The sequence below is a fragment of the Trinickia sp. NRRL B-1857 genome, assembly GCF_050470685.1.
Taxonomy (GTDB): domain Bacteria; phylum Pseudomonadota; class Gammaproteobacteria; order Burkholderiales; family Burkholderiaceae; genus Trinickia.
The window spans coordinates 3445140-3467506 of record NZ_JBFLUK010000001.1 but is presented as its reverse complement, the minus strand read 5'-3'; the positions used below and the strand labels follow the sequence as shown (position 1 = coordinate 3467506).

The window sequence follows — 22367 nt, the reverse complement described above, 5'->3', positions numbered from 1 at the left end:
TACGAAATTGAATCGTCGCCATGCTACCGCAAGCCGCCGGTTCTTGCGGCGCGGCAGTCCGACGGCAGAACGGCACGCGGTGGCGCGAAAGTTGCCCGTACCGTCGCGGGAGCCGCCCCTGATTGCGCCTTCGAGCCGATGCGCCGCATGAGCGGATGGCACCCCATTTGGTAAGATGGGCGCGGGTTTGCGGGGTGCCGGCCATCGTTTCGGACACCGGATCGGTACCGCGGTCAGTGAAGTCGAAATGCAACGCTTATGAATCGAAACGAACTTATTGCATGTCACGACTGCGACGCACTGTTGCAAAAACCGCGTCATTCGGGAAAGGGAAGTGCGCGTTGTCCGCGTTGCGGCGCGGTCTTGCATCGTCCGAGCGCCGTGCAGCTCGAACGCATCACCGCCCTGACGCTCGCCTCGCTGTTCACCTTTTTGATCGCGCAGGCCTTTCCCATCGTCGAGCTCGATCTGAACGGCGTCACGTCGCAAACGACGCTGATCGGCGCGCTCATCGCGCTATGGAACGAAGGGATGGAACTCGTCGCGATCGCCGTGTTTTGTTCGACCTTTCTCTTTCCGTTGATCGAGTTGACCGCCCTACTTTACGTGCTCGTGCCGATTCGCGTCGGCGTCGTGCCGGCCGGCTTCAATCTCGTGCTGAGAGCGATTCAATTCGTGCGGCCCTGGGGCATGATCGAAGTCCTCATGCTCGGCATTTTGGTCACCATCGTCAAAATGACGAGCCTCGCGCGCGTCATTCCCGAGGCCGCGCTATTCGCGTTCGGCGCGCTGACGCTGATGCTGGCCGTCGTCGTCATGTTCGATCCGCGAGCCCTTTGGGACATCGCCGACACCCTCCTCGCACGGCAAGCGCGCGCGGCAGGGCCGCGGCAACCGGGCGCACGCGCCTCGAACGGGAGCACGCAAGCCCGATGAAGTATCTAAGCGCCGCCCGTGCGGGCATGATCGGCTGTCACGCCTGCGGCCACGTTCAAGTGCGAGCCGCCGCGACGAGCGCCGGCCGACTTGGGTCGCCGGCACAGTGCGAACGCTGCGGCTCGACGCTCCATTTGCGCAATCCCGATAGCATCTCGCGCACGTGGGCGCTGTTAATCGCCGCCGCAATTCTCTATATCCCGGCGAATCTGCTGCCCGTGCTCCATACGAGATCGCTGTTCGGGAACGAGGACGACACGATCATGAGCGGCGTCGTCTACTTTTGGGTGTCGGGCGATTGGCCGCTCGCCGTGATCGTGTTCGTCGCCAGCATCTTGGTGCCGATGCTCAAGCTGTCCGTGCTGGCCCTGCTCGCCTGGACAACGCAGCGGCGCTCCACGTGGCGTCCGCTCGAACGCACCAAGCTTTACCGCATCGTCGAGCGTATCGGCCGATGGTCGATGCTCGACGTCTTCGTCGTGACATTGACCGTCGCGCTCGTTCGCTTCAAATCGCTGGCCGTCATCACGGCGGGCTGGGGCGCGCTCGCGTTTGCCAGCGTCGTCGTACTGACGATGCTGGCGGCCCTTCAATTCGATCCGCGCCTGATCTGGGATTGCGCGGACACCCGTACTCCTCACGCTTCTGGACGAGACCATGACTAGCCCGCAAGGACAGCCTCCTTCCCCGAACGGCGGCTCGGCCGGCGGCCCCCCGCAGGGGCCCGAGTTGCCGCCCGATCTGCCCGAGCCCGTCGCCGCGCCGCGTGCAGGCTGGCTGCCGTCGCTCGTTTGGCTCGTGCCGCTGATCGCGGCGCTCGTCGGAATCGCGCTCGTCGCCAAATCGATCGTCGATCGCGGCCCCACGATCACGATCAGCTTTTCGACGGCCGAGGGCCTCGAGCCCGGCAAAACGAAGGTCAAATACAAAGACGTCGACATCGGCTCCGTCAAGACAATCCGGCTCTCGCGCGATCACTCGCGCGTCCTCGTATCGGTTCAACTCACGAAAGAAGCCGAGGATTTCGCCGTCGAAGACACGCGCTTTTGGATCGTACGGCCGCGCATCGGCACGAGCGGCGTGACGGGCCTCGGCACGCTGCTGTCGGGCTCGTACATCGGCGTCGACGCGGGCCGCTCGCACGAATCGCAATCCGATTTCGTGGGGCTCGAAAAGCCGCCGGCCGTAACAGGCGATCAAAAAGGACGGCGCTTCTCGCTGCACGGCTCCTCGCTCGGCTCGATCGACATCGGCTCGCCCATCTATTACCGCCGCGTGCAGGTCGGACAAGTGGTCGGGTTCTCGCTCGATCGCGACGGCACCGGCGTATCGATCGACGTGTTCATCGACGCCCCCTACGATCAATACGTCGGTATCAATTCGCGCTGGTGGCACGCGAGCGGCGTCGATCTACGCCTCGATTCGAGCGGCCTGAAGCTGAACACGCAGTCGCTCGCGACCGTCATCGTCGGTGGCATTGCCTTCCAATCGCCGCCCGGCGAGCCCGTCGGCGCCGAGGCGCCCGACAACACCGTGTTCAATCTGGCCGGCACGGAAAGCGATGCGATGCGTGCGCCCGACGGCCCGCCGCTCACCGTCGTCATGAACTTCAACCAGTCGCTACGCGGGTTGTCGGTCGGCGCGACCGTCGATTTCCGCGGCATCGAACTGGGCGAAGTCACAGGCATCGGCATCAAGTACGACCCGAAGGCGCGCGATTTCACGATGCCCGTCACGATGAACCTCTATCCCGACCGCCTCGGCAGCCGCTTCCGCGAATCGATCGAGCACGGCGGCGAATCGGCCGGCAAGCAGCTCCTGAGCACGCTCGTCAAGCATGGGCTGCGCGGGCAGTTACGCACGGGCAATTTGCTGACGAGCCAGCTCTACGTCGCGCTCGATATCTTCCCGAAAGCCGCGCCGGTCACCTTCAACGTCGAGCGCACCCCGGTCGAGTTGCCGACGGTGCCGAACACGCTCGAGGAACTGCAAGTACAAGTGGCGGATATCGCGAAAAAGCTCGATCAAATCCCGTTCGATCAGATCAGCAAGAATTTGAACGGTACGCTGCAAAGCGCGAACGGCCTGTTCAAGCAGCTCGATACGCAGCTCGCGCCGCAAGCACGCGAGACGCTGGCCGCCGCCCAGCGCACCTTCGGCGCGGCGCAGTCCACGTTGCAGCAAGACTCGCCATTGCAATCGGACATGCATCAAGCGCTCACGCAGTTGACGCAAACGCTGCAAACGCTCAATGCGCTCGCCGACTACCTCGAGCGTCACCCCGAATCGCTGTTGCGCGGCAAAGCCAAGGACCAGACCCAACCATGAAGCGTCAACGATTCGCACCTTTCGGCTGCCCGCTCGCCTCGATCGCCCTGTGCGCCGCGTTGATCGGCACGGCGCTCACGAGCGGCTGTGCCTCGTCTCCGTCGAACCGCTTTTATACGCTTAGCGGCGCAAGCCCGGTCGAGCGCACGGCCGCGCAAGCGGCAACGACATCCCCTGCGTTTCTGATCGAGGTTCCGACGGTCGACGTCCCAGCCGGGGTCGCGCGCAATCAATTCGTCGTGAACGAAAGCGCGACGCGCGTGGACGTACTCGAACAAGAACGCTGGGCATCGCTGCCGGCCGACGAAATACGCCGCGCGCTATCGGCCGACCTGGCGACGACGCTCGGCACCTTCGACGTCTTCGGTTCGCCGCACCCCGACAACGTGCCGGTGTACCGCATTGCGGTGAACGTCAGCCGATTCGAGTCGTGGCCGGGCTCGCATACGGTGCTCGATTCCGTCTGGAGCGTGCGCTCGCTGCGCACCCAAGCGCTGGTGACGTGCCGGACCGTTCAGCGCGAAACGGTGGGTGCGGGTTATGACGCGCTCGTTGCCGGGCACCGCCGCGCGCTCGGCGAACTCTCGGATGCGATTGCGTCGGTCGTGCGCGCGCTCGCGTCCGGCGCACGAGTGACGGCGTCGGGTGCATTCGATTGTTCGACCGGCGCGGCGAACACCGCCGCGAGCCACGGCACGCCGTGACGGGTTCGCCTTCGTCAGCCGCGTACAATGACGCCTTTGCACGCTCGGTTTTCGTCCATGTCCTCCCCCACGCCGTTTGATTTCTTCGCCCCTTGCCCACGCGGGCTCGAAGCCGCGCTCGCCGCGGAGCTCGCCGAGATTGCCGGGCGCCAGCCGGATACGGCCGGCGCCTCGCGCTTCGAGGTGGGCGCTCAGGTCCCCGGGGGCGTACATTTCCGCGGCGGCTGGCCGGCCGCCATGGCGGCGAATTTGCACTCGCGCATCGCGAGCCGCGTTCTGCTGAAGATCGCGGAGCGCGCCTATCGCGGCGAGCAAGATATTTACGCCCTGGCTGCCGAACAACCGTGGGAACGCTGGTTTTCCGCCAACGAGACGTTGCGCGTGGATTTGACCGCAATTAAGTCGCCGCTGCGCAGCCTCGAGTTCGCTACGCTGCGCGTGAAGGACGCCGTTTGCGATCGGCTGCGCAGCGTGAGCGGCGCCCGGCCGAGCATCGATACGGCGCAGCCCGACGTGCGCGTGTTCGCATTCCTCACCGCGACCCAGTGCACGCTGTACCTCGATACGTCGGGCGAACCGCTGTTCAAGCGGGGCTGGCGGCTGGACAAAGGCGCAGCGCCGCTGCGCGAGAATCTGGCCGCGGGCATTTTGCGTTTGTCGGGATGGACGCCCGGCACGCCGCTTTACGATCCGATGTGCGGCAGCGGCACCTTCGTCGCGGAAGCCGCGCAGATCTCGCTCGGCGTGGCGCCGGGCGTCGAACGGCGCTTCGGTTTCGAAAAGCTCAAGCAATACGACGTATCGGCCTGGCAGACGATGAAGGTCGAGGCGCTCGATGCGAAGCGCAAGGCTCACGCGAACAAGATCGAATTGCCGATTTTCGGCAGCGACATTTCGGGCGACATGCTCGACAAGGCGCGTACGAATCTGGCGCGCGCGGGCGTGCCCTCGCTCTGGCTCAAGCAGCTCGATGCCCGGGCCATCGTGCCGCCGACCGGCGAACCCGGCATCCTCGTGGCCAACCCGCCGTACGGCGAGCGTATCGCCGTGCGCGGCCGCGGCCCGCGCGGCGAGGTGCGCGAGCCGCGCCAGGGGAATCGCGATCCGGGCGCCGAGTCGTTCAGCCGCGCGCAACCCGATGCCGCCGACGGCGAATTCTTCCGCGCCTTCGGCGACGCGCTCAAGCAGCGCTTCACGGGCTGGCGCGCCTTCGTCCTCACAGCCGACCGCTCGCTGCCGGGGCAAATGCGATTGCGCGAATCGGCAAAAACACCCCTTTTCAACGGCGCGCTCGAATGCCGGCTGTTCCGCTTCGATCTGGTCTCGGGCAGCGTGAAGTCGCGGCCGGGCGCACAAGAGCCGCAAGGTTAGGTCCCGTTCTTCGTCGAGAGCCGGGCCGGTTTCATCGATACGTGCAACATAGGCGGTCCATCGAGTTTCGCGCGGTAGGCAGTGCCCGCGAAAAAGGCGACAGACTGCTGACAGAACGGTGTCAGCAGCACTGACGCACACTCTGTCCTACGCGCTGTCCGGCGCCTTAACCAGCCTGTAATCGCACCTCGACGGAGACTCGCATGACTGCTACTGCCACTGCCACCCGCGCCATTTCCTGGTTCGAAATTCCCGCGCTCAATTTCGAGCGTGCCGTGCGTTTTTACGAGGCCGCGCTCGACCAGCCGATGCGTCGCGAACTGTTCGGGGGCGTGCCGATGGCCGTCTTCTCGAGCGAGGAGGACGCAACGGGCGGGGCGATCATTTGCAACCCCGGCGAGATGCGGCCCTCGGCAACGGGCGACGGCGTGACGATTTATCTCGTCGCCGAGCCGACGCTACAAGCCACCATCGACCGCGTCAAACAAGCCGGCGGCAAGATCGACGGATCGATCATCGAGTTGCCGAAGGAAATCGGGTTCATTGCGTATTTCATCGACCCGGAAGGCAACCGCATCGGTCTGCACTCGCGCGCGCTGAGCTGATCGCTGCGTTGATACACTGCCGCCATGACCCGACGCGCCGATCGCCTCTTTCAGATTGCGGAGTTGCTGCGCGGCCGGCGCCTGACGACGGCGCAGCAATTGGCCGAGTGGCTCCATGTCTCGCAGCGCACCGTCTATCGCGACGTGCGCGATCTTCAACTGTCGGGCGTGCCGATCGAGGGCGAAGCGGGTATCGGTTATCGGCTGAGCCGCTCGGCGAGTCTTCCGCCGCTGACATTTACGGCTGAGGAATTGGCGGCGCTCGCGGCCGGCGCGAGGATGATCGAGACTTGGGGCGGCGCCGCGCTTGCGGGCGGTGCCCGCAGCGCGCTGGCGAAAGTGGCCTCGGCCATGCCGGCCGATAAGCGCGCGACGCTCGATCGGCTCGCCGTTTTTGCGCCGTCGTTCCACATCGATCGGGCGTTTTCGGAGAAAGTGGACACGCTGCATCGGGCGGTCGACACGCGCCATGTCGTCAGTTTCGCCTACCGAGACCGGCTTGGTGCGAATACCGAGCGGCGCATCTGGCCGCTGAGCCTCGTCTATTGGGGTGGGCGGTGGACGGTGGGTGCCTGGTGCGAGCTGCGCGGCGACTTTCGCAACTTCGATATCGCGAACATGACCCAAGTCGCCGAGCACGAGCCGTTTCCCGACATGGAAGGACGGCGGCTCGCCGATTACCTGCGCCAAGTCGAAGCCCCCTCCGATCGCAGGTCTTTCGCACGGGCCGATCGGTAGCGCACGGTGGCATCGCTCGCGTGAGCCAAACTCGTTTTTTCGGAACCTGCTATCGGCCGCTGCGCCCGCAACGGCCGACAGCCCAGCGTCAATCCACCGCCTTCACCATATCCTCGATGACCTTCTTCGCATCGCCGAAGACCATCATCGTCTTGTCCATATAGAACAGCTCGTTGTCGAGCCCGGCATAACCGGCCGCCATCGACCGCTTGTTGACGATGATCGTGCGCGCTTTGTAGGCCTCGATGATCGGCATGCCCGCGATCGGCGATTTCGGATCGTTCTTCGCCGCCGGATTGACCACGTCGTTCGCACCGAGCACGAGCACCACGTCCGTCCGCCCGAACTCGTTGTTGATGTCGTCCATCTCGTAGACGAGGTCATAGGGCACTTCGGCCTCCGCCAGCAGCACGTTCATATGCCCCGGCATACGCCCCGCTACCGGGTGGATCGCATAGCGCACGTCCACGCCCTTTTCGATGAGCTTGTCCGTGAGCTCCTTGAGCGCATGCTGCGCGCGCGCCACCGCCAGACCGTAGCCGGGCACGATCACGACCGACTCGGCATTGCCGAGCATGAACGATGCGTCGTCGGCCGAGCCGGACTTCACGGGCCGCTGTTCCGCCGCGCCGCCGGCCGCCTGCGCGCCCGGCTCGGCGCCGAAACCGCCGAGCAGCACGTTGAAGAACGAGCGGTTCATCGCGTGACACATGATGTACGACAGAATCGCCCCGGACGAACCGACGAGCGAACCCGCGATGATCAGCATCGCGTTGTTCAGCGAAAAGCCGATGCCGGCCGCCGCCCAACCCGAATACGAGTTCAGCATCGAGACGACGACAGGCATATCGGCCCCGCCGATCGGGATGATGATCAACACCCCTAGCGCAAAAGCGATGAGCGTCATGATGATGAACGGCAGCCACGATTGCGTGAGAAAGAAGATCACGCCGAAGCCGAGCATGCCGAGCGCAAGCATCAGGTTGATCAGGTGCTGGCCCGGATACACCACCGGCGCGCCTTGAAACAACCGGAACTTGTACTTGCCCGAGAGCTTCCCGAACGCAATGACCGAGCCCGAAAAGGTGATCGCGCCGACGAACGTACCGATGAAGAGCTCGATACGATTGCCGTACGGCAGGAAACCGACGTCGGGCGCATCGGGCGGCACGAGGCCGAATGCGGCCGGCTCGCTCACCACGGCGTATGCGATCGCCACGGCCGCTAGACCGATCAGCGAGTGCATGGCCGCGACGAGTTCGGGCATCTTCGTCATCTCGACGCGCGCCGCGACGAAAGCGCCGATCGCACCGCCCACTACCAGCGCGGCGAACAGCAACCCTAAGCCGAGCGCGAGATTCGAACCGAGCAGCGACGCTTGTTTGACGATGAGCGCGATCGTGGTGAGGATCGCGATCGCCATCCCGGCCATGCCGAAGACGTTGCCCGCACGTGCGCTCTTCGGATTGGACAGCCCCTTGAGCGCTTGAATGAAGCAAACGGACGCAAGCAGATAGAGCAGCGTGACGACGTTCATGCTCATTTACGCACCCTCCTTCTTCGCCGCTTTTTTCGGTTCTTTCTTCTTGAACATCTCGAGCATGCGCCGCGTCACGAGAAAGCCGCCGAACACGTTCACAGCCGCAAGCAGCACCGCAAACGTGCCGAAGAATTTCGCCTGGTCGCCGACGGTCAGCCCGGTGGCGAGCATTGCCCCGACGATGACGATGGCCGAGATCGCGTTGGTCACGGCCATCAGCGGCGTATGCAGCGCGGGCGTCACGTTCCAGACCACGTGATAGCCGACATAGACGGCGAGCACGAAGATGATCAGGTTGATGACGGTGTGATTGATGATTTCCATCGCATCGTTCCTTGTCCGTTATGCCGCTTTGCGCGCGACGGCGCCGTCGCGGGCGAGCAACGTCGCCGCGACGATGTCGTCGTTCAGGTCGATATTGAGCAGCCCTTCCTTGGTGACGATGAGCTTTAGGAAGTCGAACACGTTGCGCGAGTAGAGCGAGGACGCATCGGCCGCGACCATCGCCGGCAGATTCGTATGACCGACGATCATGACGCCATGCTTGGTCACGACCTTATCCGGTTCGGTCAACGGACAGTTGCCCCCGCGCACGCCGGGCAGACCCGCCAATTCGGGCCCACGCCCCGCGGCCAAATCGACGATGACCGAACCTGGGCGCATCGCCTGCACCGTTTCGCTGGAGAGCAGCGTCGGCGCGTCGCGACCCGGGATCAACGCCGTCGTGATGACGATGTCGGCCACCTTGGCGCGCTCGTGCACCTGCGCCGCCTGCCGGGCCAGCCAAGACGGCGGCATCGGCCGCGCGTACCCGCCCACGCCCTCGGCCGCGTCGCGTTCTTCCTGCGTTTCGTAAGGCACGTCGATGAACTTGGCGCCGAGCGACTCGATTTGCTCCTTCACCGCCGGGCGCACGTCGGACGCCTCGATCACCGCCCCGAGGCGCTTGGCTGTTGCGATCGCCTGCAAGCCCGCGACGCCGGCGCCGAGAATCAGCACCCGCGCGGCTTTCACGGTGCCCGCAGCCGTCATCAGCATCGGCATGAAGCGCGGATAGAGGTCGGCCGCGAGCAACACGGCCTTGTAGCCGGCGATATTCGCTTGCGAGGAAAGCACATCGAGGCTCTGTGCCCGCGTCGTGCGCGGTGCGGCCTCGAGCGCAAACGCGGTGATCCCGGCGCCGGCCAGGCGTGCCGCGTTCTCGGCATTGAACGGTTCGAGCATGCCCACGAGCACCGTGCCGCGCTTCATGAACGCAAGCTCGGACTCGCTCGGCGATTGCACCTTAAGGACGAGATCGGCGCTAAATGCGGCGTCGGCTTCGACTAGCTCGGCGCCGACGGACGCAAAGGCGTCGTCGGTGAAACTGGCGGCCGCTCCCGCGCCGCGCTCGATGGTGACGCGATGACCCGCTTGGACGTACTTCTTCACCGTCTCGGGCGTCGCGGCTACGCGCGCTTCGTGCGCGCGAGTCTCGGCTGGCACTCCAATGTGCACGTTGTATCCTCCTCACCTGCTCGTGATTGACGCGAGGATGGGGCCGACGTTTCCGGGCCGACTCCATCGTTTGAATACGATTACACGGCTGCAAGAAAACGCTGGGCCGCGGGGGCACGCTGCGCTCGCTCGTCAAAGCGGCAGGCGGCGGCCGGCTGCAAGGGCCCATTCAAACAGTGCTACGGTTTGGAACGCAGGCCGAACGTCTAAGTGAGACGAACGCCGCGCCGAGTGCCACTTTAACCGAAGTCGCCCGAATCGATAAAAATGAGTGCCATAAGCGAAGTGAATGCTCTACTCGGGAAGGAAACGTGGAACGCGGCCATGCGGCGGGCAGCCGGTCTCGCCAACCGGTAAAATGGCGGCCATGAAACAACAACGCTGGACGCCGCGCGTCACCGTCGCCGCCGTCGTGGAGCACGAGGGCCGCTTTCTGCTAGTCGAGGAGCATACGTCCGAAGGTTTGCGCATCAACCAACCGGCCGGGCATCTGGAATCGGGCGAGTCGCTTACCGAAGCCGTCGTGCGAGAAACGCTCGAGGAAACGGCGCTCGTATTCGAGCCGCAGGCGCTCGTCGGCGTCTACATGACGCATATCGATCGGCCGGACGGCAGCGGCGCCACTTATCTGCGTTTCACGTTCTGCGGGCGGCACGCGGCGCCGGCTTCCCCCCAAGCGCTCGATGCCGGCATCGTGCGCACGCTGTGGCTGACGCCCGAGGAGTTGCACGCTTCGCAAGCACGCCATCGCACGCCGCTCGTCATGCGCTCCGTCGAGGATTACCTCGCGGGCCGGCGTTTTCCGCTCGACTTCGTGCATACGCACTCGGTCGCGCCTCCCAATAGCAAGTAAGCGCAGTCGGTCATTCGTTCAATGAGTAAGCAAAGAGTCGTGGTGGGGATGTCGGGCGGCGTCGATTCGTCGGTGACGGCGTGGCTCCTCAAACAATCGGGATATGACGTCGTCGGCCTGTTCATGAAGAACTGGGAGGACGACGACGATAGCGAATACTGCTCGACCCGGCAGGATTGGATCGACGTCGTATCGGTTGCGGATCTGATCGGCATCGACGTCGAAGCGGTGAATTTCGCGGCCGAATACAAGGAGCGCGTGTTCGCCGAATTCTTGCGCGAGTACTCCGCCGGTCGCACGCCGAATCCCGACGTCCTTTGCAACGCCGAGATCAAGTTCAAGGCGTTCCTCGATCACGCGATGGCGCTCGGCGCCGAAACGATCGCAACGGGCCACTACGCACGCGTGCGCGAGATCGACGGCCGCTTCGAATTGCTCAAAGCAAAAGATTCGACGAAAGATCAGTCGTACTTCTTGCACCGGCTCAATCAAGCGCAATTGTCGAAAACGCTGTTTCCGCTCGGCGAGATTCCGAAAACCCAAGTACGCGAGATCGCCGCGTCGATCGGCCTGCCGAATGCCAAGAAGAAGGATTCGACCGGCATTTGCTTCATCGGCGAGCGGCCGTTCCGCGAATTTCTCAATCGCTATTTGCCGACCAAGCCCGGACCGATGAAAACGCCTGACGGCAAGATCGTCGGCGAGCATGTAGGCCTTGCGTTCTATACGCTCGGCCAGCGCAAGGGCATCGGCATCGGCGGCAGCAAATCGGGCAGCGGCGAGCCGTGGTTCGTCGCGAGCAAGGACATGGCGAGCAATACCCTCTACGTGGTGCAAGGCCACGATCACGATTGGCTGCTCTCGCGCACGCTGGTCGCGGGGAACACGAGTTGGGTAGCGGGCGGCGCACCCGAGCCGGGTACCCGCTTCGGGGCGAAGACGCGATACCGGCAAGCCGACGCCGCTTGTATATTCGGCACGCTCGAGCCCGGCGACGAAGGCGAACGCTTCACGCTCTCGTTCGATGAGCCGCAGTGGGCGGTCACGCCGGGGCAATCGGCCGTGCTCTATGACGGCGACATTTGTCTCGGCGGCGGCATCATCGAATCGGCGCCATAGCCGATCGTTCCCGATTAAACTGGCGCATCTTTTCGATTCCGGCAACCTCCGCGCCAGCGGCGTTCGCCGTTCAGGAGTTTGCCCATGTTTTCCCGTCGCTATTTCGCGATCTGGTGCGCCTTGCTGCTCGCGCTCGTCTGCGCGGCGCTCGCCGCGCACAACACGATTTCCTGGCTTTGGCTGCTCGTGCCGGCTGCATTGATCGCGCTAGGCCTATTCGATTTGCGTCAAGAGCGTCACAGCATCTTGCGCAACTATCCGATCGCGGGCCATCTGCGCTTTTTCTTCGAATTCGTTCGCCCCGAAATTCGCCAATATTTCGTCGAGGACGATACCGAGGAGAAGCCGTTCTCGCGCGCGCAACGTAGCATCGTCTATCAGCGCGCGAAGAACGAACCCGATAGCCGCCCGTACGGCACCGAACTCGACGTCAAAGCGGTCGCGCACGAATGGATTAGCCATTCGCTCGCCCCCACCAAGCTTCCCTCGCACGACTTTCGCATCGTCGTAGGCCCCGACCGCGCGCAGCCGTACTCGATGTCGATTTTCAACGTCTCGGCGATGAGCTTCGGCTCGCTCTCGGCGAACGCGATCCGGGCGCTGAACCTCGGCGCGAAAAAAGGCGGCTTCGCACACGACACGGGCGAAGGCTCCCTCTCGAAATACCACCGCGAGCACGGCGGCGACATTATTTGGGAAATCGCCTCCGGTTACTTCGGCTGCCGCAACGACGACGGCACCTTCAGCGCCGAAAAATTCGCGCACCAAGCGCGCGATCCTCAGGTGAAGATGATCGAGGTGAAGCTCTCGCAAGGCGCGAAGCCGGGCCACGGCGGCGTGCTGCCGGCCGCGAAGGTCACGCCCGAAATCTCCGAGGCGCGCGGCGTGCCGATGGGCCAAGACTGCATCTCACCGGCCTCGCACAGCGCATTTTCGACGCCGCGCGGCCTGCTCGAATTCGTCGACCGGCTGCGCACGCTCTCGGGCGGCAAGCCGACCGGCTTTAAGCTATGCATCGGTCATCCGTGGGAGTTTTTCGCGATCGCGAAGGCCATGCTCGAGACGGGCATCGTGCCCGACTTCATCGTCGTCGATGGCGCGGAAGGCGGCACGGGCGCGGCGCCGCTGGAATTTACGGACCACATCGGCGTGCCGCTGCAAGAGGGCCTCTTGCTCGTGCACAACACGCTCGTAGGCGTCGGCCTGCGCGATAAGATCCGTATCGGCGCAAGCGGCAAGATGATCACCGCATTCGACATCGCGCGTACGCTCGCGATCGGCGCCGACTGGATCAACTCCGCCCGCGGCTTCATGTTCGCCGTCGGCTGCATCCAAGCGCAAACGTGCCATACGGGACGCTGCCCGACGGGCGTCGCGACGCAAGATGCCGTTCGCCAACGCGCGCTCGTCGTGCCCGACAAGTCGGAACGCGTATTCAACTTCCATCGCAATACGCTGCACGCACTACAAGAAATCGTGCAAGCCGCCGGCCTCGCGCATCCGTCGCAGTTGCGCGCTCACCACATCGTGCGACGCGTCTCGTCCCACGAAGTGCAATTGATGTCGGAATTGCTCAAGTATCTCGAGCCGAACGACCTCGTGAACGGCAACTACCGGTACTCGCTCTACGAAAAATGGTGGCCGCTCGCGGATAGCGATTCGTTTTCGCCCAAAGCGCTCGCGCCGCTTACGACGGCGTGAGCACGGACGAAAGGCTAGAACCCAAGCGGCAACGCCGTTAGGTCGGTTGGACGTTGGGAAGGGTGTCGATAAACGACTGGCGTTGCGAAAGCTTGCCGAAATGCTTGTCGAGATTCGGATATTTCTCGCGCCAGTTCAGCTCGGGCATTCGGAAGTCCAGATACCCGAGCGCGCAGCCGACGGCCACGTCGGCTAGCGAATAGTGATTGTTGGCGCACCACGGCTTGCCGGCTAGCCCCTGCGACATCGCCACGAGACCCTCTTCGATCTTGCGCCGCTGACGCGCGAGCCAATCGTCGTTGCGTTGCGACGCCTCGCGCTGCGTGCCTTCCAAACGAATGAGCACGGCGGCGTCGAGCATGCCGTCGGCGAGCGCTTCCCAGCAGCGCACTTCCACGCGCTCCCGGCCCGACTGCGGGATCAGCTTGCCGACGGGCGAAAGCGTATCGACGTACTCGCAAATGACACGCGAATCGAATACGGCCTCCCCGTCCTCCATGACAAGGCACGGTACCTTGCCGATCGGATTGAACGTATGAATGGTCGTCTCTGGCGACCAGACATCTTCGAGCACGAATTGATAGTCGATCTTCTTTTCGGCGAGCACGATCCGCGCCTTGCGGACGTAGGGGCTCGCGAGCGAACCGATTAATTTCATCATCTGCCTTTCTCTCAAGAAAACGCCAGGCCACCCGGAAACGGATTTCGCGTCCACCGCGTCGTGCGCGCGGCACGCCCACGCGACGCCGGCAACGGCTTCGCGTGCGGGTCGATTCGGGGGGCCTTTGTGAAGTGCGAGAAAGAGTATAACGTCGCCGGAGCCGGAAACGGCGTATCGGCCCCGCCATGATATCGGTCGGACAAGCCGAGCCGGTGCGAAATGCGCCCCATTGAGCAGTACAATCGCACGATGAATACGCCGACCGAATCCCCCATCGCCGTCTCCGTCTATCAAGACCGCCGCGAGCGCCTGCTCGCCGCCATGCGCGCCGCCGGGGGCGGCGTCGCGCTCGTGCCGACGGCACCCGAAGCGCTGCGTAACCGCGATACCGAGTATCCGTATCGGCACGACAGCTATTTTTACCATTTGAGCGGATTCGCCGAGCCGCAGTCGTTCATCGTCCTCGATGCGACCGCGCAGGCAGGCGAGCCCGCGTCGATTCTCTTTTGCCGGACGAAAAACGCCGAGCGCGAGACGTGGGAAGGTTTCCACTACGGCCCCGAAGCTGCCCGCGAGGCGTTCGGATTCGACGCGGCGTTCCCGATCGAGGAGATCGACGCGCAAATGCCGCGCCTCATCGCCGACGCGCCGGCGTTGTTCTACGCGTTCGGCCGCTCGAGCGAGTTCGACGGCCAGGTGCGGCGCTGGCTCGACGCGGTGCGTGCGCAAAGCCGCAGCGGCGTCGCCGCGCCGGCGCGGCTTGTGGACATCCAGCCGATCTTGGACGACATGCGGCTCGTCAAAGACGAGCACGAGCTCGCCGTCATGCGCCAAGCCGCGCGCATCTCCGCGCAGGCGCACCGGCGCGCGATGCAGATATGCCGTCCGGGCATGCGCGAGTACGAGCTCGAGGCGGAGCTGCTCTATACGTTCCGCCGCAACGGCGCGCAAGCGCCCGCGTACGGCTCCATCGTCGCCGCCGGCGCGAATGCCTGCGTATTGCACTACCCGGCCGGCAACGCCATTGCCCGCGACGGCGATCTGATCCTTATCGATGCGGCTTGCGAGCTCGACGGCTATGCATCCGACATTACGCGCACGTTCCCGGCGAACGGCCGGTTCTCGCCGGCGCAGCGCGAGCTGTACGACATCGTGCTGGCCGCGCAACAGGCGGCCATCGACGCGACGCGCGCGGGCGTGAGTTTCGAGGCGCCGCACGACGCGGCCGTCCGTGTGCTGGCGCAGGGGTTGCTCGATACGGGCATCGTCGATCGCACCAAGTTCGGGTCGGTCGAGGATGTCGTCGCCGAGCGCGCCTATTCGCGCTTTTACATGCACCGCACGGGCCACTGGATCGGCATGGACGTACACGATTGCGGCGATTACCGCGAGCGCACCGCCCTGCCCGATGCGTCGGGTGCGTTGCCGTGGCGGACGCTGCGCCCGTCGATGGCGCTGACGATCGAACCGGGCCTATACGTGCGGGCCGCGCCGGACGTGCCCGAGCAATATTGGAACATCGGCATCCGCATCGAGGACGACGCGATCGTCACCGAGGACGGATGCGTCCTCATCACGCGCGACGTGCCGGTCGAAGCCGATGCGATCGAAGCGCTGATGCGAGAAGGCCGGCAACCGTCGGCGGCAGCTTGAGGCTATGAGCGAGATTCGTCCTTTGCACGGCCCGCATGAATTCGACGTGACGATCGTCGGCGCGGGCCCCGTCGGTCTGGCGCTCGCGGCGTGGCTCGCCCGGCGCAGCGCCAGCGCCGCGCTGTCGGTCGCGCTCGTCGATGCGCGCGATCCCGAAGCGGCGGCCGGCGACCCGCGCGCGATCGCGATTTCCGAGGGCAGCCGAATGCTGCTCGAACCGTTCGGCGCCTGGCCGGCCGACGCCACGGCGATCGAGCGAATACACGTGTCCCAGCGCGGCCGCTTCGGGCGCACGCTGATCGAACGCGACGAACACGGTCTGCCGGCACTCGGGTATGTCGCACGCTATGGTTCGATCGTCCATGCGCTGGCAGGCGTCGTACGCCGAACCGGCACGCACTGGTTCACCTCGTGCCGCGCACTGCCGCCGCAAGTGGAACCGAGCGCCGAGTTCGTCACGCTGCCGATCGAAAGCGCGCATCTTCAGCGCAAACTGAGCACGCGCGTGCTGATCAATGCCGAAGGCGGACTTTACGGCGAAACGCAAACGAAGCGCGCGGACGGCGGCTTAATCGAGGCGGCGCCCGCTCGGCTTGCCGTGCAGCGCGACACGCGCGACTACGGTCAAACGGCGATCGTCGGCACCGTGACGGTCTCGGCACCCCAACCTCACGTCGCGTGGGAGCGCTTCACCGGCGAGGGCCCGATCGCTTTATTGCCGATGGGCGGCGTGCGCCACGCCGATTACGCGCTCGTCTGGTGCATGACGCCGGACGAGGCTGCGCGCCGCGCGTGCCTGCCCGACTCCGCGCTCCTCGCCGAATTGGGTAAGGCGTTCGGCGAACGAATGGGCCGCTTCGAATCGATCAAAGGCCGCGCGGCGTTTCCGCTCGGGCTCGTTGCGGCGCAAACGCTCGTCGACGGCCGCATCGCCTCGATCGGCAATGCGGCGCAGACGCTGCATCCCGTCGCCGGACAGGGATTGAACCTGGGTCTGCGCGACGCGCATGCGCTCGCCGACGCACTGGCGCGTGCCGGGGCCACGCCCGACGCGCTTGCCCAATTCGCGCGCCGTCGCGGCTTCGATCGTCGCATGACGATCGGTGCGACCGATACGCTCGCGCGGCTGTTCACGATCGATTTCGGCCCGCTGGCGGTGCTGCGCGGACTCGCGCTGACGGCGCTCGAATGCGTGCCGCCGGCCAAAACGGCGCTCACGCGCCAAATGATGTTCGGCCAGCGGCGCTGACGCTCGCGCAGCGCCGTTCGCCGAGCGCTCGGGCACCTAATATAGCGTTCGTACCGATCCCAAATGCTGTGGGGCGGCGGTTAACGGTAAAATACGCGTTTCCCTGGTCGCCTTCCTGCGCCCGCGCCCTATCGGCGCGGGCAGTCGCCCCATTCCATGATGCCAACGCTCGGCTCGCACACACTGCGCAATAACCTATTCGTCGCCCCGATGGCGGGCGTCACGGATCGGCCGTTTCGCCAGCTCTGCAAGCGGCTCGGGGCCGGCTATGCCGTCTCGGAGATGGTCGCGTCGAACGCGCAGCTTTGGAAGAGCGAGAAGACGATGCGCCGCGCGAATCACGCCGGCGAGGTCGAACCGATCGCGGTCCAGATCGCGGGTGCGGATCCGGCGATGATGGCCGAAGCGGCGCGCTACAACGTCGAGAACGGCGCGCAGATCATCGATATCAACATGGGCTGCCCGGCCAAAAAGGTCTGCAACGTCGCGGCCGGCTCCGCCCTGCTGCAAAACGAACCGCTCGTCGTGCGGATCGTCGAGGCAGTCGTGGACGCGGTCGGGACCGGACCGGACGCGGTGCCCGTTACGTTGAAAATCAGAACCGGCTGGAACCGCGAGAATCGCAATGCGATACGCGTCGCGCGGCTGGCCGAGGATGCCGGTATTTCGATGCTGACCGTCCATGGCCGCACGCGCGCCGATCTGTACCACGGCCAAGCCGAGTACGACACGATCGCAGCGGTCAAAGCGGCGGTGCGCATCCCGGTGGTCGCCAACGGCGACATCGATTCGCCCGCGAAAGCGCGCGCGGTGCTGGCCGCCACGGGCGCCGACGCAATCATGATCGGGCGGGCGGCCCAAGGACGTCCTTGGCTCTTTCGCGAAATCGAGCATTTCCTCGCGACGGGGGAGCTTCTGCCGCCGCCGCGCATCGCCGAAATCAGGCAAGTGATGAACGAGCACCTCGAGGATCACTACGCCTTTTACGGCGAATTCACGGGCGTGCGTACGGCACGCAAGCACATCGGCTGGTACACTCGCGGCCTTTCCGGCGCCAATGCGTTCCGGCATCGGATGAACACGCTCGATACCACACGCGAGCAACTTCTCGCCGTCAACGCGTTTTTCGACGAGCAGCAGGCGCTGTCGGACCGCCTCGTCTATGTCGACGAGAACACGGCTGAGCCTGACCCGGCTCGACCGAATCGCAACGAACCTTTAGCAGCATGAGCAAGCACAATATCGAACAATGCGTCCGCGACAGCCTGGGGATGTACTTCCAGGACCTCGACGGCGCCAATCCACACGACGTCTATGACATGGTGATGTCGTGCGTCGAGAAACCGATGCTCGAGGTGGTGCTCGAGCGGGCCGGCGGCAACCAGTCGCTGGCCGCCGATTATCTCGGCATCAACCGCAACACGTTGCGCAAGAAGCTACAGCAGCACGGCTTGCTGTAACGCGCCACCTTAAGTTCCTTTCCGGCCATCGTTCTCATCATGATCAAGCAAGCGCTCATTTCCGTTTCCGACAAGTCCGGCATCGTCGAATTCGCTCGTTCGCTGTCGACGCTCGGCGTCAAGATTCTGTCGACGGGGGGCACCGCGAAGCTGCTCGCCGACGCGGGTCTTCCGGTTACCGAAGTGGCCGACTACACCGGCTTTCCCGAGATGCTCGACGGGCGCGTGAAAACGCTGCATCCGAAAGTGCACGGCGGCATCCTCGCGCGCCGCGATCTGCCGGAACACATGGCCGCGCTGCAAGCGCACGACATTCCGACGATCGACCTGCTCGTCGTGAATCTGTACCCGTTCGTCTCGACGGTCGCGAAGGAAGAGTGCACGCTCGAGGACGCGATCGAGAACATCGATATCGGCGGTCCGACGATGTTGCGTTCCGCCGCGAAGAACCATCGTGACGTGACCGTCGTCGTCGATCCGGCCGACTACGCCGCCGTGCTCGATGAAATGCGTGCGAACGGCAACACGGTCGGCTACAAGACGAATTTCCGGCTCGCAACGAAAGTGTTCGCGCATACCGCGCAATACGACGGCGCGATCACGAACTATCTGACGAGCCTCACCGAATCGCTCTCGCACTCGTCGCGCAACACGTACCCGGAGACGCTGAACCTCGCGTTCGAGAAAGTGCAGGATTTGCGCTACGGCGAAAACCCGCACCAAAGCGCGGCGTTCTACCGCGACATCGCCGTGCCGGCAGGCGCGCTCGCCGGCTATCGCCAATTGCAGGGCAAAGAACTCTCGTACAACAACATCGCCGATGCCGACGCGGCATGGGAATGCGTCAAAACGTTCGACGTGCCCGCGTGCGTCATCGTCAAGCATGCGAACCCATGCGGCGTCGCGGTGGCGGACACGCCGGCCGACGCGTATGCGAAGGCATTCCAGACCGATCCGACCTCGGCCTTCGGCGGCATCATCGCGTTTAACCGCGAAGTGGACGAAGCCGCGGCCCAGGCCGTGACGAAGCAGTTCGTCGAAGTCTTGATCGCGCCGTCGCTGACCGAGTCCGCCAAGCAGGTGCTCGCCGCGAAGCAAAACGTGCGCGTGCTCGAAATCGCGCTGGGCGCAGGCCAAAACGCATTCGATTTCAAGCGTGTCGGCGGCGGTCTGCTCGTGCAATCGCCCGATGCGAAGAACGTACTGCCGCGCGATCTGCGCGTGGTCACGAAGCGTCACCCCACGCCGCAAGAGATGGACGACCTGATGTTCGCATGGCGCGTGGCGAAGTTCGTGAAGTCGAACGCGATCGTGTTCTGCGGTAAGGGCATGACGCTCGGCGTCGGCGCGGGCCAAATGAGCCGCGTCGATTCGGCGCGCATCGCGAGCATCAAGGCGCAAAACGCCGGGCTGTCGTTGCAAGGCTCGACGGTGGCATCCGATGCGTTCTTCCCGTTCCGCGACGGTCTCGATGTCGTCGTCGCCGCGGGCGCTACCTGCGTGATTCAGCCGGGCGGTTCGGTACGCGACGACGAAGTCATCGCGGCGGCCGACGAGCATAACATCGCCATGGTCGTCACGGGTGTGCGACATTTCCGCCATTAAGCACGCGTCGAATCCGCCATTCGGCGACTCGCATCGCCAATATGAAACCCGGCTACGGCCGGGTTTTTTTATGCTTTTATACATATGCATAATGCATTACTCGGACTTCAATCGGTCCGATTTTTGCGCCTAGCGCGGGCTGCAACTCGTGCGCTGTTCATTTTCAGCGTTTCCTCCGCGAACGGAGCAGACCGATGCATTACTCACTCGTCGAGCCGGAACGGCTCAGCGAAGCACATCGTATCTTCATCACGCAATTCGTTCGCACGATCGAACTCGTCTCGACGTGTAGCGGCGCACTCGTGGGCGCGAAAGACATTCGCTCACGGAATCTAGCGGCCAGCGATAGGTACGCGCGTATCGTCGGCCTATCTTCCGGCGCGGATTTGGCAGGCCGCTTGGACAACGATCTTCCGTGCGAAGACGTTGCACAATTTGCAGAGTGCTATATCCGAGCGGATCGCCGGTTGCTCGATCGAACCCATATCGGTGCGACGCAAACCGTGCTGAATATCCATCGATACGCAACCGGACTCAAAGCGCTCGTATTCGATAAGTCCTTACTGAAACATCATCCGAGCACCTCGATTCTCGGCATCGTCTATAGCGCCTATGAGACAAACCTGAAGCGATTCACCGGGCTTTTTCCAACCTATTGGACGCATTTCGGCTTCGGGTGCAGCATCGAACGCGTCGACCATCCCGCCATCGACGGGTTGGGGCGGCTTTCGCTGCTCGAGCACGAGGTCGCGTTTCTGCTCGCACTCGGGCTCGACGTCGAAGCGATCGCTCACTTCCTTCCTCGCCTTCGTCCCGGGCCCGGTATCGATATCGATGCCGCGCTGTTCGGTCTCGCAGATAAAGCCGTCGCAGCAGGTGTGGCCGTCGCGGATCTGCGTGAATGCCTCATCGAAGCGCGCGTTCACGAGCGCATGCCCAAATCGTTTTTCGCTAAGGTCGTCGGCGTGCCGATATAGGAGTTGTTCGTGTCACGTTTCCATTTTTGAAATGCTATAGCAATCGCTCACGATCGCCCGATTGGGACCGGCGTCACTCGCGCACGCCCATTTCATATTTCGATAACGTGTTCTATTCGCCCACTTAGGAGCCGCCCTTGCGCCCCTCCCCCACTCTTGGCCCTAACGCCTATCTAGTCGGCGTGGCAGGTAGTCGACATACGTTGGATACGCCGGCGCTCTTGCTCGATCGTGCCGCGCTCGAGCGCAACATCGCCAAAATGGCAGCGACCGCCGAACGCCACGGCATCGGGCTGCGCCCGCATGTGAAGACACATAAATCGGCACGGATCGCACAGATGCAAATCGACGCCGGCGCCGTGGGCGTGAGTTGCGCCACGCTCGGCGAAGCCGAGGCGATGGTCCACGCCGGCATTCCCGGCGTACTCGTGACCTCCCCGGTCGTCTCGACGAACAAGCTGCGCCGGCTTGTTGCGCTCGCCGAGAAAGCAGGCCCGCGTCAATTGATGCTCGTCGTGGACGACGCGTGCAACGTCGCCGAGCTGGCCGTGCTCGCCGCTCGGCTAGCCTATCCGCTCGACGTCCTCATCGATTACCAATGCGGCTATCACCGCACGGGCGTCAAGGACGCGGACGCCGCGCTCGCACTGGCTCGGACGATCGTGCAGACGGGCTCGTTGAGACTGCGCGGCGTACAAGCGTACGGCGGGCACCTCCAACATATCGCCGTGCGCGAAGCGCGCGAGGACGCGGCGGCTCGGTTGCGCGACGAGGTAGGCGCGCTCGTGCGCACGTTGGAAGCCGCAGGCATGCCGATCGAAATCGTCACGGGCGTCGGCACCGGCACCCATGAGTCGGATGCGAGCGCAGGCGTGTTCACCGAAATGCAGCCGGGATCGTACGTCTTCATGGACGCCGAATATACCCAAGTGCTCGGCGGCGATTCGTGCGCCCCGCCTTATGAAACCGCCCTGTTCGTGCAGAGCGCCGTCGTCAGCACGCAAGCGCCGTCGTGGGTCACCGTCGACGCCGGTACGAAAAGCTTCGCCACCGACAGCGTCGCCCCCATCGTCGCGCGTGGTGTATCCGGGCCGTCGCAGTACGCGTTTTTCGGCGACGAGCACGGCAAGCTCATCGTCGATACCGAACATCGTCCCGCGCTCGCCGCTCGGATCGAATTCACGACGCCGCATTGCGATCCCACCGTCAATCTATACGATCGATATCACGTCGTGGACGAGGATACGCTCGTCGACATCTGGCCGGTCGACGCGCGCGGCAAACTCTGAGGCGGCGACCGCGCATCGGGCCGCCGTAGGCGCGCGCTAGGGTTCGTTGTAGTATCTCGGGCACTTAGTCCGTTTTTTGTT

The 22367-nt window shown here is 64.2% G+C and carries 21 protein-coding genes; 17 read left to right on the top strand and 4 right to left on the bottom strand.

Annotation, left to right across the window (positions count from 1 at the left end; genetic code table 11):
* Positions 1-258: 258 nt before the first annotated feature.
* The 7 genes from AB1286_RS15540 (at position 259) to AB1286_RS15510 (ending at position 6682) form a co-directional block, all read left to right on the top strand.
* Positions 259-936: a paraquat-inducible protein A gene (locus AB1286_RS15540; protein ID WP_430364101.1), complete on the top strand. Its 678-nt coding sequence runs from the start codon at positions 259-261 to the stop codon at positions 934-936.
* Positions 933-1601 carry a paraquat-inducible protein A gene (locus AB1286_RS15535; protein WP_430364100.1) on the top strand — a complete coding sequence of 223 codons (669 nt, stop codon included), beginning with the start codon at positions 933-935 and terminating at the stop codon, positions 1599-1601. The genes AB1286_RS15540 and AB1286_RS15535 overlap by 4 nt, the downstream gene beginning before the upstream one ends.
* Complete coding sequence (locus AB1286_RS15530; protein ID WP_430364099.1) at positions 1594-3264, top strand: intermembrane transport protein PqiB; 1671 nt, start codon at positions 1594-1596, stop codon at positions 3262-3264. The genes AB1286_RS15535 and AB1286_RS15530 overlap by 8 nt, the downstream gene beginning before the upstream one ends.
* Positions 3261-3968 (top strand): PqiC family protein, encoded by a 708-nt coding sequence (locus AB1286_RS15525; RefSeq protein WP_430364098.1) that lies wholly within the window; start codon positions 3261-3263, stop codon positions 3966-3968. Before AB1286_RS15530 ends, AB1286_RS15525 begins: the two co-directional genes overlap by 4 nt.
* A 57-nt stretch (positions 3969-4025) precedes the next feature.
* Entirely contained in the window at positions 4026-5339 is a 1314-nt protein-coding gene (locus tag AB1286_RS15520) for a THUMP domain-containing class I SAM-dependent RNA methyltransferase (protein ID WP_430364097.1), read from the top strand.
* A gap of 203 nt (positions 5340-5542) precedes the next feature.
* The gene (locus AB1286_RS15515) at positions 5543-5944 is read left to right on the top strand and encodes a VOC family protein (RefSeq protein WP_430364096.1); all 402 of its coding nucleotides are present in this window, start codon (positions 5543-5545) and stop codon (positions 5942-5944) included.
* A gap of 24 nt (positions 5945-5968) precedes the next feature.
* Entirely contained in the window at positions 5969-6682 is a 714-nt protein-coding gene (locus tag AB1286_RS15510; RefSeq protein ID WP_430364095.1) for a helix-turn-helix transcriptional regulator, read from the top strand.
* 88 nt (positions 6683-6770) lie between these two features.
* On the opposite strand, the gene AB1286_RS15505 is transcribed toward AB1286_RS15510, so the two are convergent.
* Genes AB1286_RS15505 through AB1286_RS15495 form a run of 3 tightly spaced genes read right to left on the bottom strand, consistent with a single transcriptional unit; the run spans position 6771 to position 9719 of the window.
* Positions 6771-8225 carry an NAD(P)(+) transhydrogenase (Re/Si-specific) subunit beta gene (locus AB1286_RS15505; protein WP_430364094.1) on the bottom strand — a complete coding sequence of 485 codons (1455 nt, stop codon included), beginning with the start codon at positions 8223-8225 and terminating at the stop codon, positions 6771-6773.
* A complete protein-coding gene (locus tag AB1286_RS15500; RefSeq protein ID WP_430364093.1) occupies positions 8226-8546 on the bottom strand; it encodes a proton-translocating transhydrogenase family protein in 321 nt (106 codons plus the stop codon).
* 18 nt (positions 8547-8564) lie between these two features.
* Entirely contained in the window at positions 8565-9719 is a 1155-nt protein-coding gene (locus AB1286_RS15495) for a Re/Si-specific NAD(P)(+) transhydrogenase subunit alpha (RefSeq protein ID WP_430364092.1), read from the bottom strand.
* Positions 9720-10086: 367 nt separating this feature from the next.
* On the opposite strand from AB1286_RS15495, the gene AB1286_RS15490 reads away from it, so the two are divergent.
* From AB1286_RS15490 to AB1286_RS15480, 3 genes are all read left to right on the top strand, one after another.
* Positions 10087-10572 carry an NUDIX hydrolase gene (locus AB1286_RS15490; protein ID WP_430364091.1) on the top strand — a complete coding sequence of 162 codons (486 nt, stop codon included), beginning with the start codon at positions 10087-10089 and terminating at the stop codon, positions 10570-10572.
* Positions 10573-10593: 21 nt separating this feature from the next.
* Positions 10594-11691 (top strand): tRNA 2-thiouridine(34) synthase MnmA, encoded by a 1098-nt coding sequence (mnmA, locus tag AB1286_RS15485; protein WP_430364090.1) that lies wholly within the window; start codon positions 10594-10596, stop codon positions 11689-11691.
* 84 nt (positions 11692-11775) lie between these two features.
* Entirely contained in the window at positions 11776-13392 is a 1617-nt protein-coding gene (locus AB1286_RS15480) for an FMN-binding glutamate synthase family protein (protein WP_430364089.1), read from the top strand.
* A 37-nt stretch (positions 13393-13429) separates the two neighbouring features.
* On the opposite strand, the gene AB1286_RS15475 is transcribed toward AB1286_RS15480, so the two are convergent.
* Positions 13430-14053, bottom strand: a complete 624-nt coding sequence (locus AB1286_RS15475; protein WP_430364088.1) for a glutathione S-transferase family protein — start codon at positions 14051-14053, stop codon at positions 13430-13432.
* A gap of 219 nt (positions 14054-14272) precedes the next feature.
* Here AB1286_RS15475 and AB1286_RS15470 point away from each other — a divergent pair, with 219 nt between their 5' ends.
* From AB1286_RS15470 to AB1286_RS15440, 7 genes are all read left to right on the top strand, one after another.
* Positions 14273-15706, top strand: a complete 1434-nt coding sequence (locus AB1286_RS15470; protein ID WP_430364087.1) for an aminopeptidase P N-terminal domain-containing protein — start codon at positions 14273-14275, stop codon at positions 15704-15706.
* Positions 15707-15710: 4 nt separating this feature from the next.
* The gene (locus AB1286_RS15465) at positions 15711-16955 is read left to right on the top strand and encodes a UbiH/UbiF/VisC/COQ6 family ubiquinone biosynthesis hydroxylase (protein WP_430364086.1); all 1245 of its coding nucleotides are present in this window, start codon (positions 15711-15713) and stop codon (positions 16953-16955) included.
* Positions 16956-17114: 159 nt separating this feature from the next.
* On the top strand, positions 17115-18185 hold the full coding sequence (dusB, locus tag AB1286_RS15460) for a tRNA dihydrouridine synthase DusB (RefSeq protein ID WP_430365079.1): 1071 nt from the start codon (positions 17115-17117) through the stop codon (positions 18183-18185).
* Positions 18182-18415 carry a Fis family transcriptional regulator gene (locus tag AB1286_RS15455; RefSeq protein WP_102609481.1) on the top strand — a complete coding sequence of 78 codons (234 nt, stop codon included), beginning with the start codon at positions 18182-18184 and terminating at the stop codon, positions 18413-18415. Before dusB ends, AB1286_RS15455 begins: the two co-directional genes overlap by 4 nt.
* A 39-nt stretch (positions 18416-18454) precedes the next feature.
* Entirely contained in the window at positions 18455-20020 is a 1566-nt protein-coding gene (gene purH, locus AB1286_RS15450; protein WP_430364085.1) for a bifunctional phosphoribosylaminoimidazolecarboxamide formyltransferase/IMP cyclohydrolase, read from the top strand.
* A 194-nt stretch (positions 20021-20214) separates the two neighbouring features.
* Complete coding sequence (locus AB1286_RS15445) at positions 20215-20997, top strand: hypothetical protein (RefSeq protein ID WP_430364084.1); 783 nt, start codon at positions 20215-20217, stop codon at positions 20995-20997.
* A 137-nt stretch (positions 20998-21134) separates the two neighbouring features.
* Complete coding sequence (locus tag AB1286_RS15440) at positions 21135-22286, top strand: DSD1 family PLP-dependent enzyme (protein WP_430364083.1); 1152 nt, start codon at positions 21135-21137, stop codon at positions 22284-22286.
* The last annotated feature ends 81 nt before the right edge of the window (positions 22287-22367 follow it).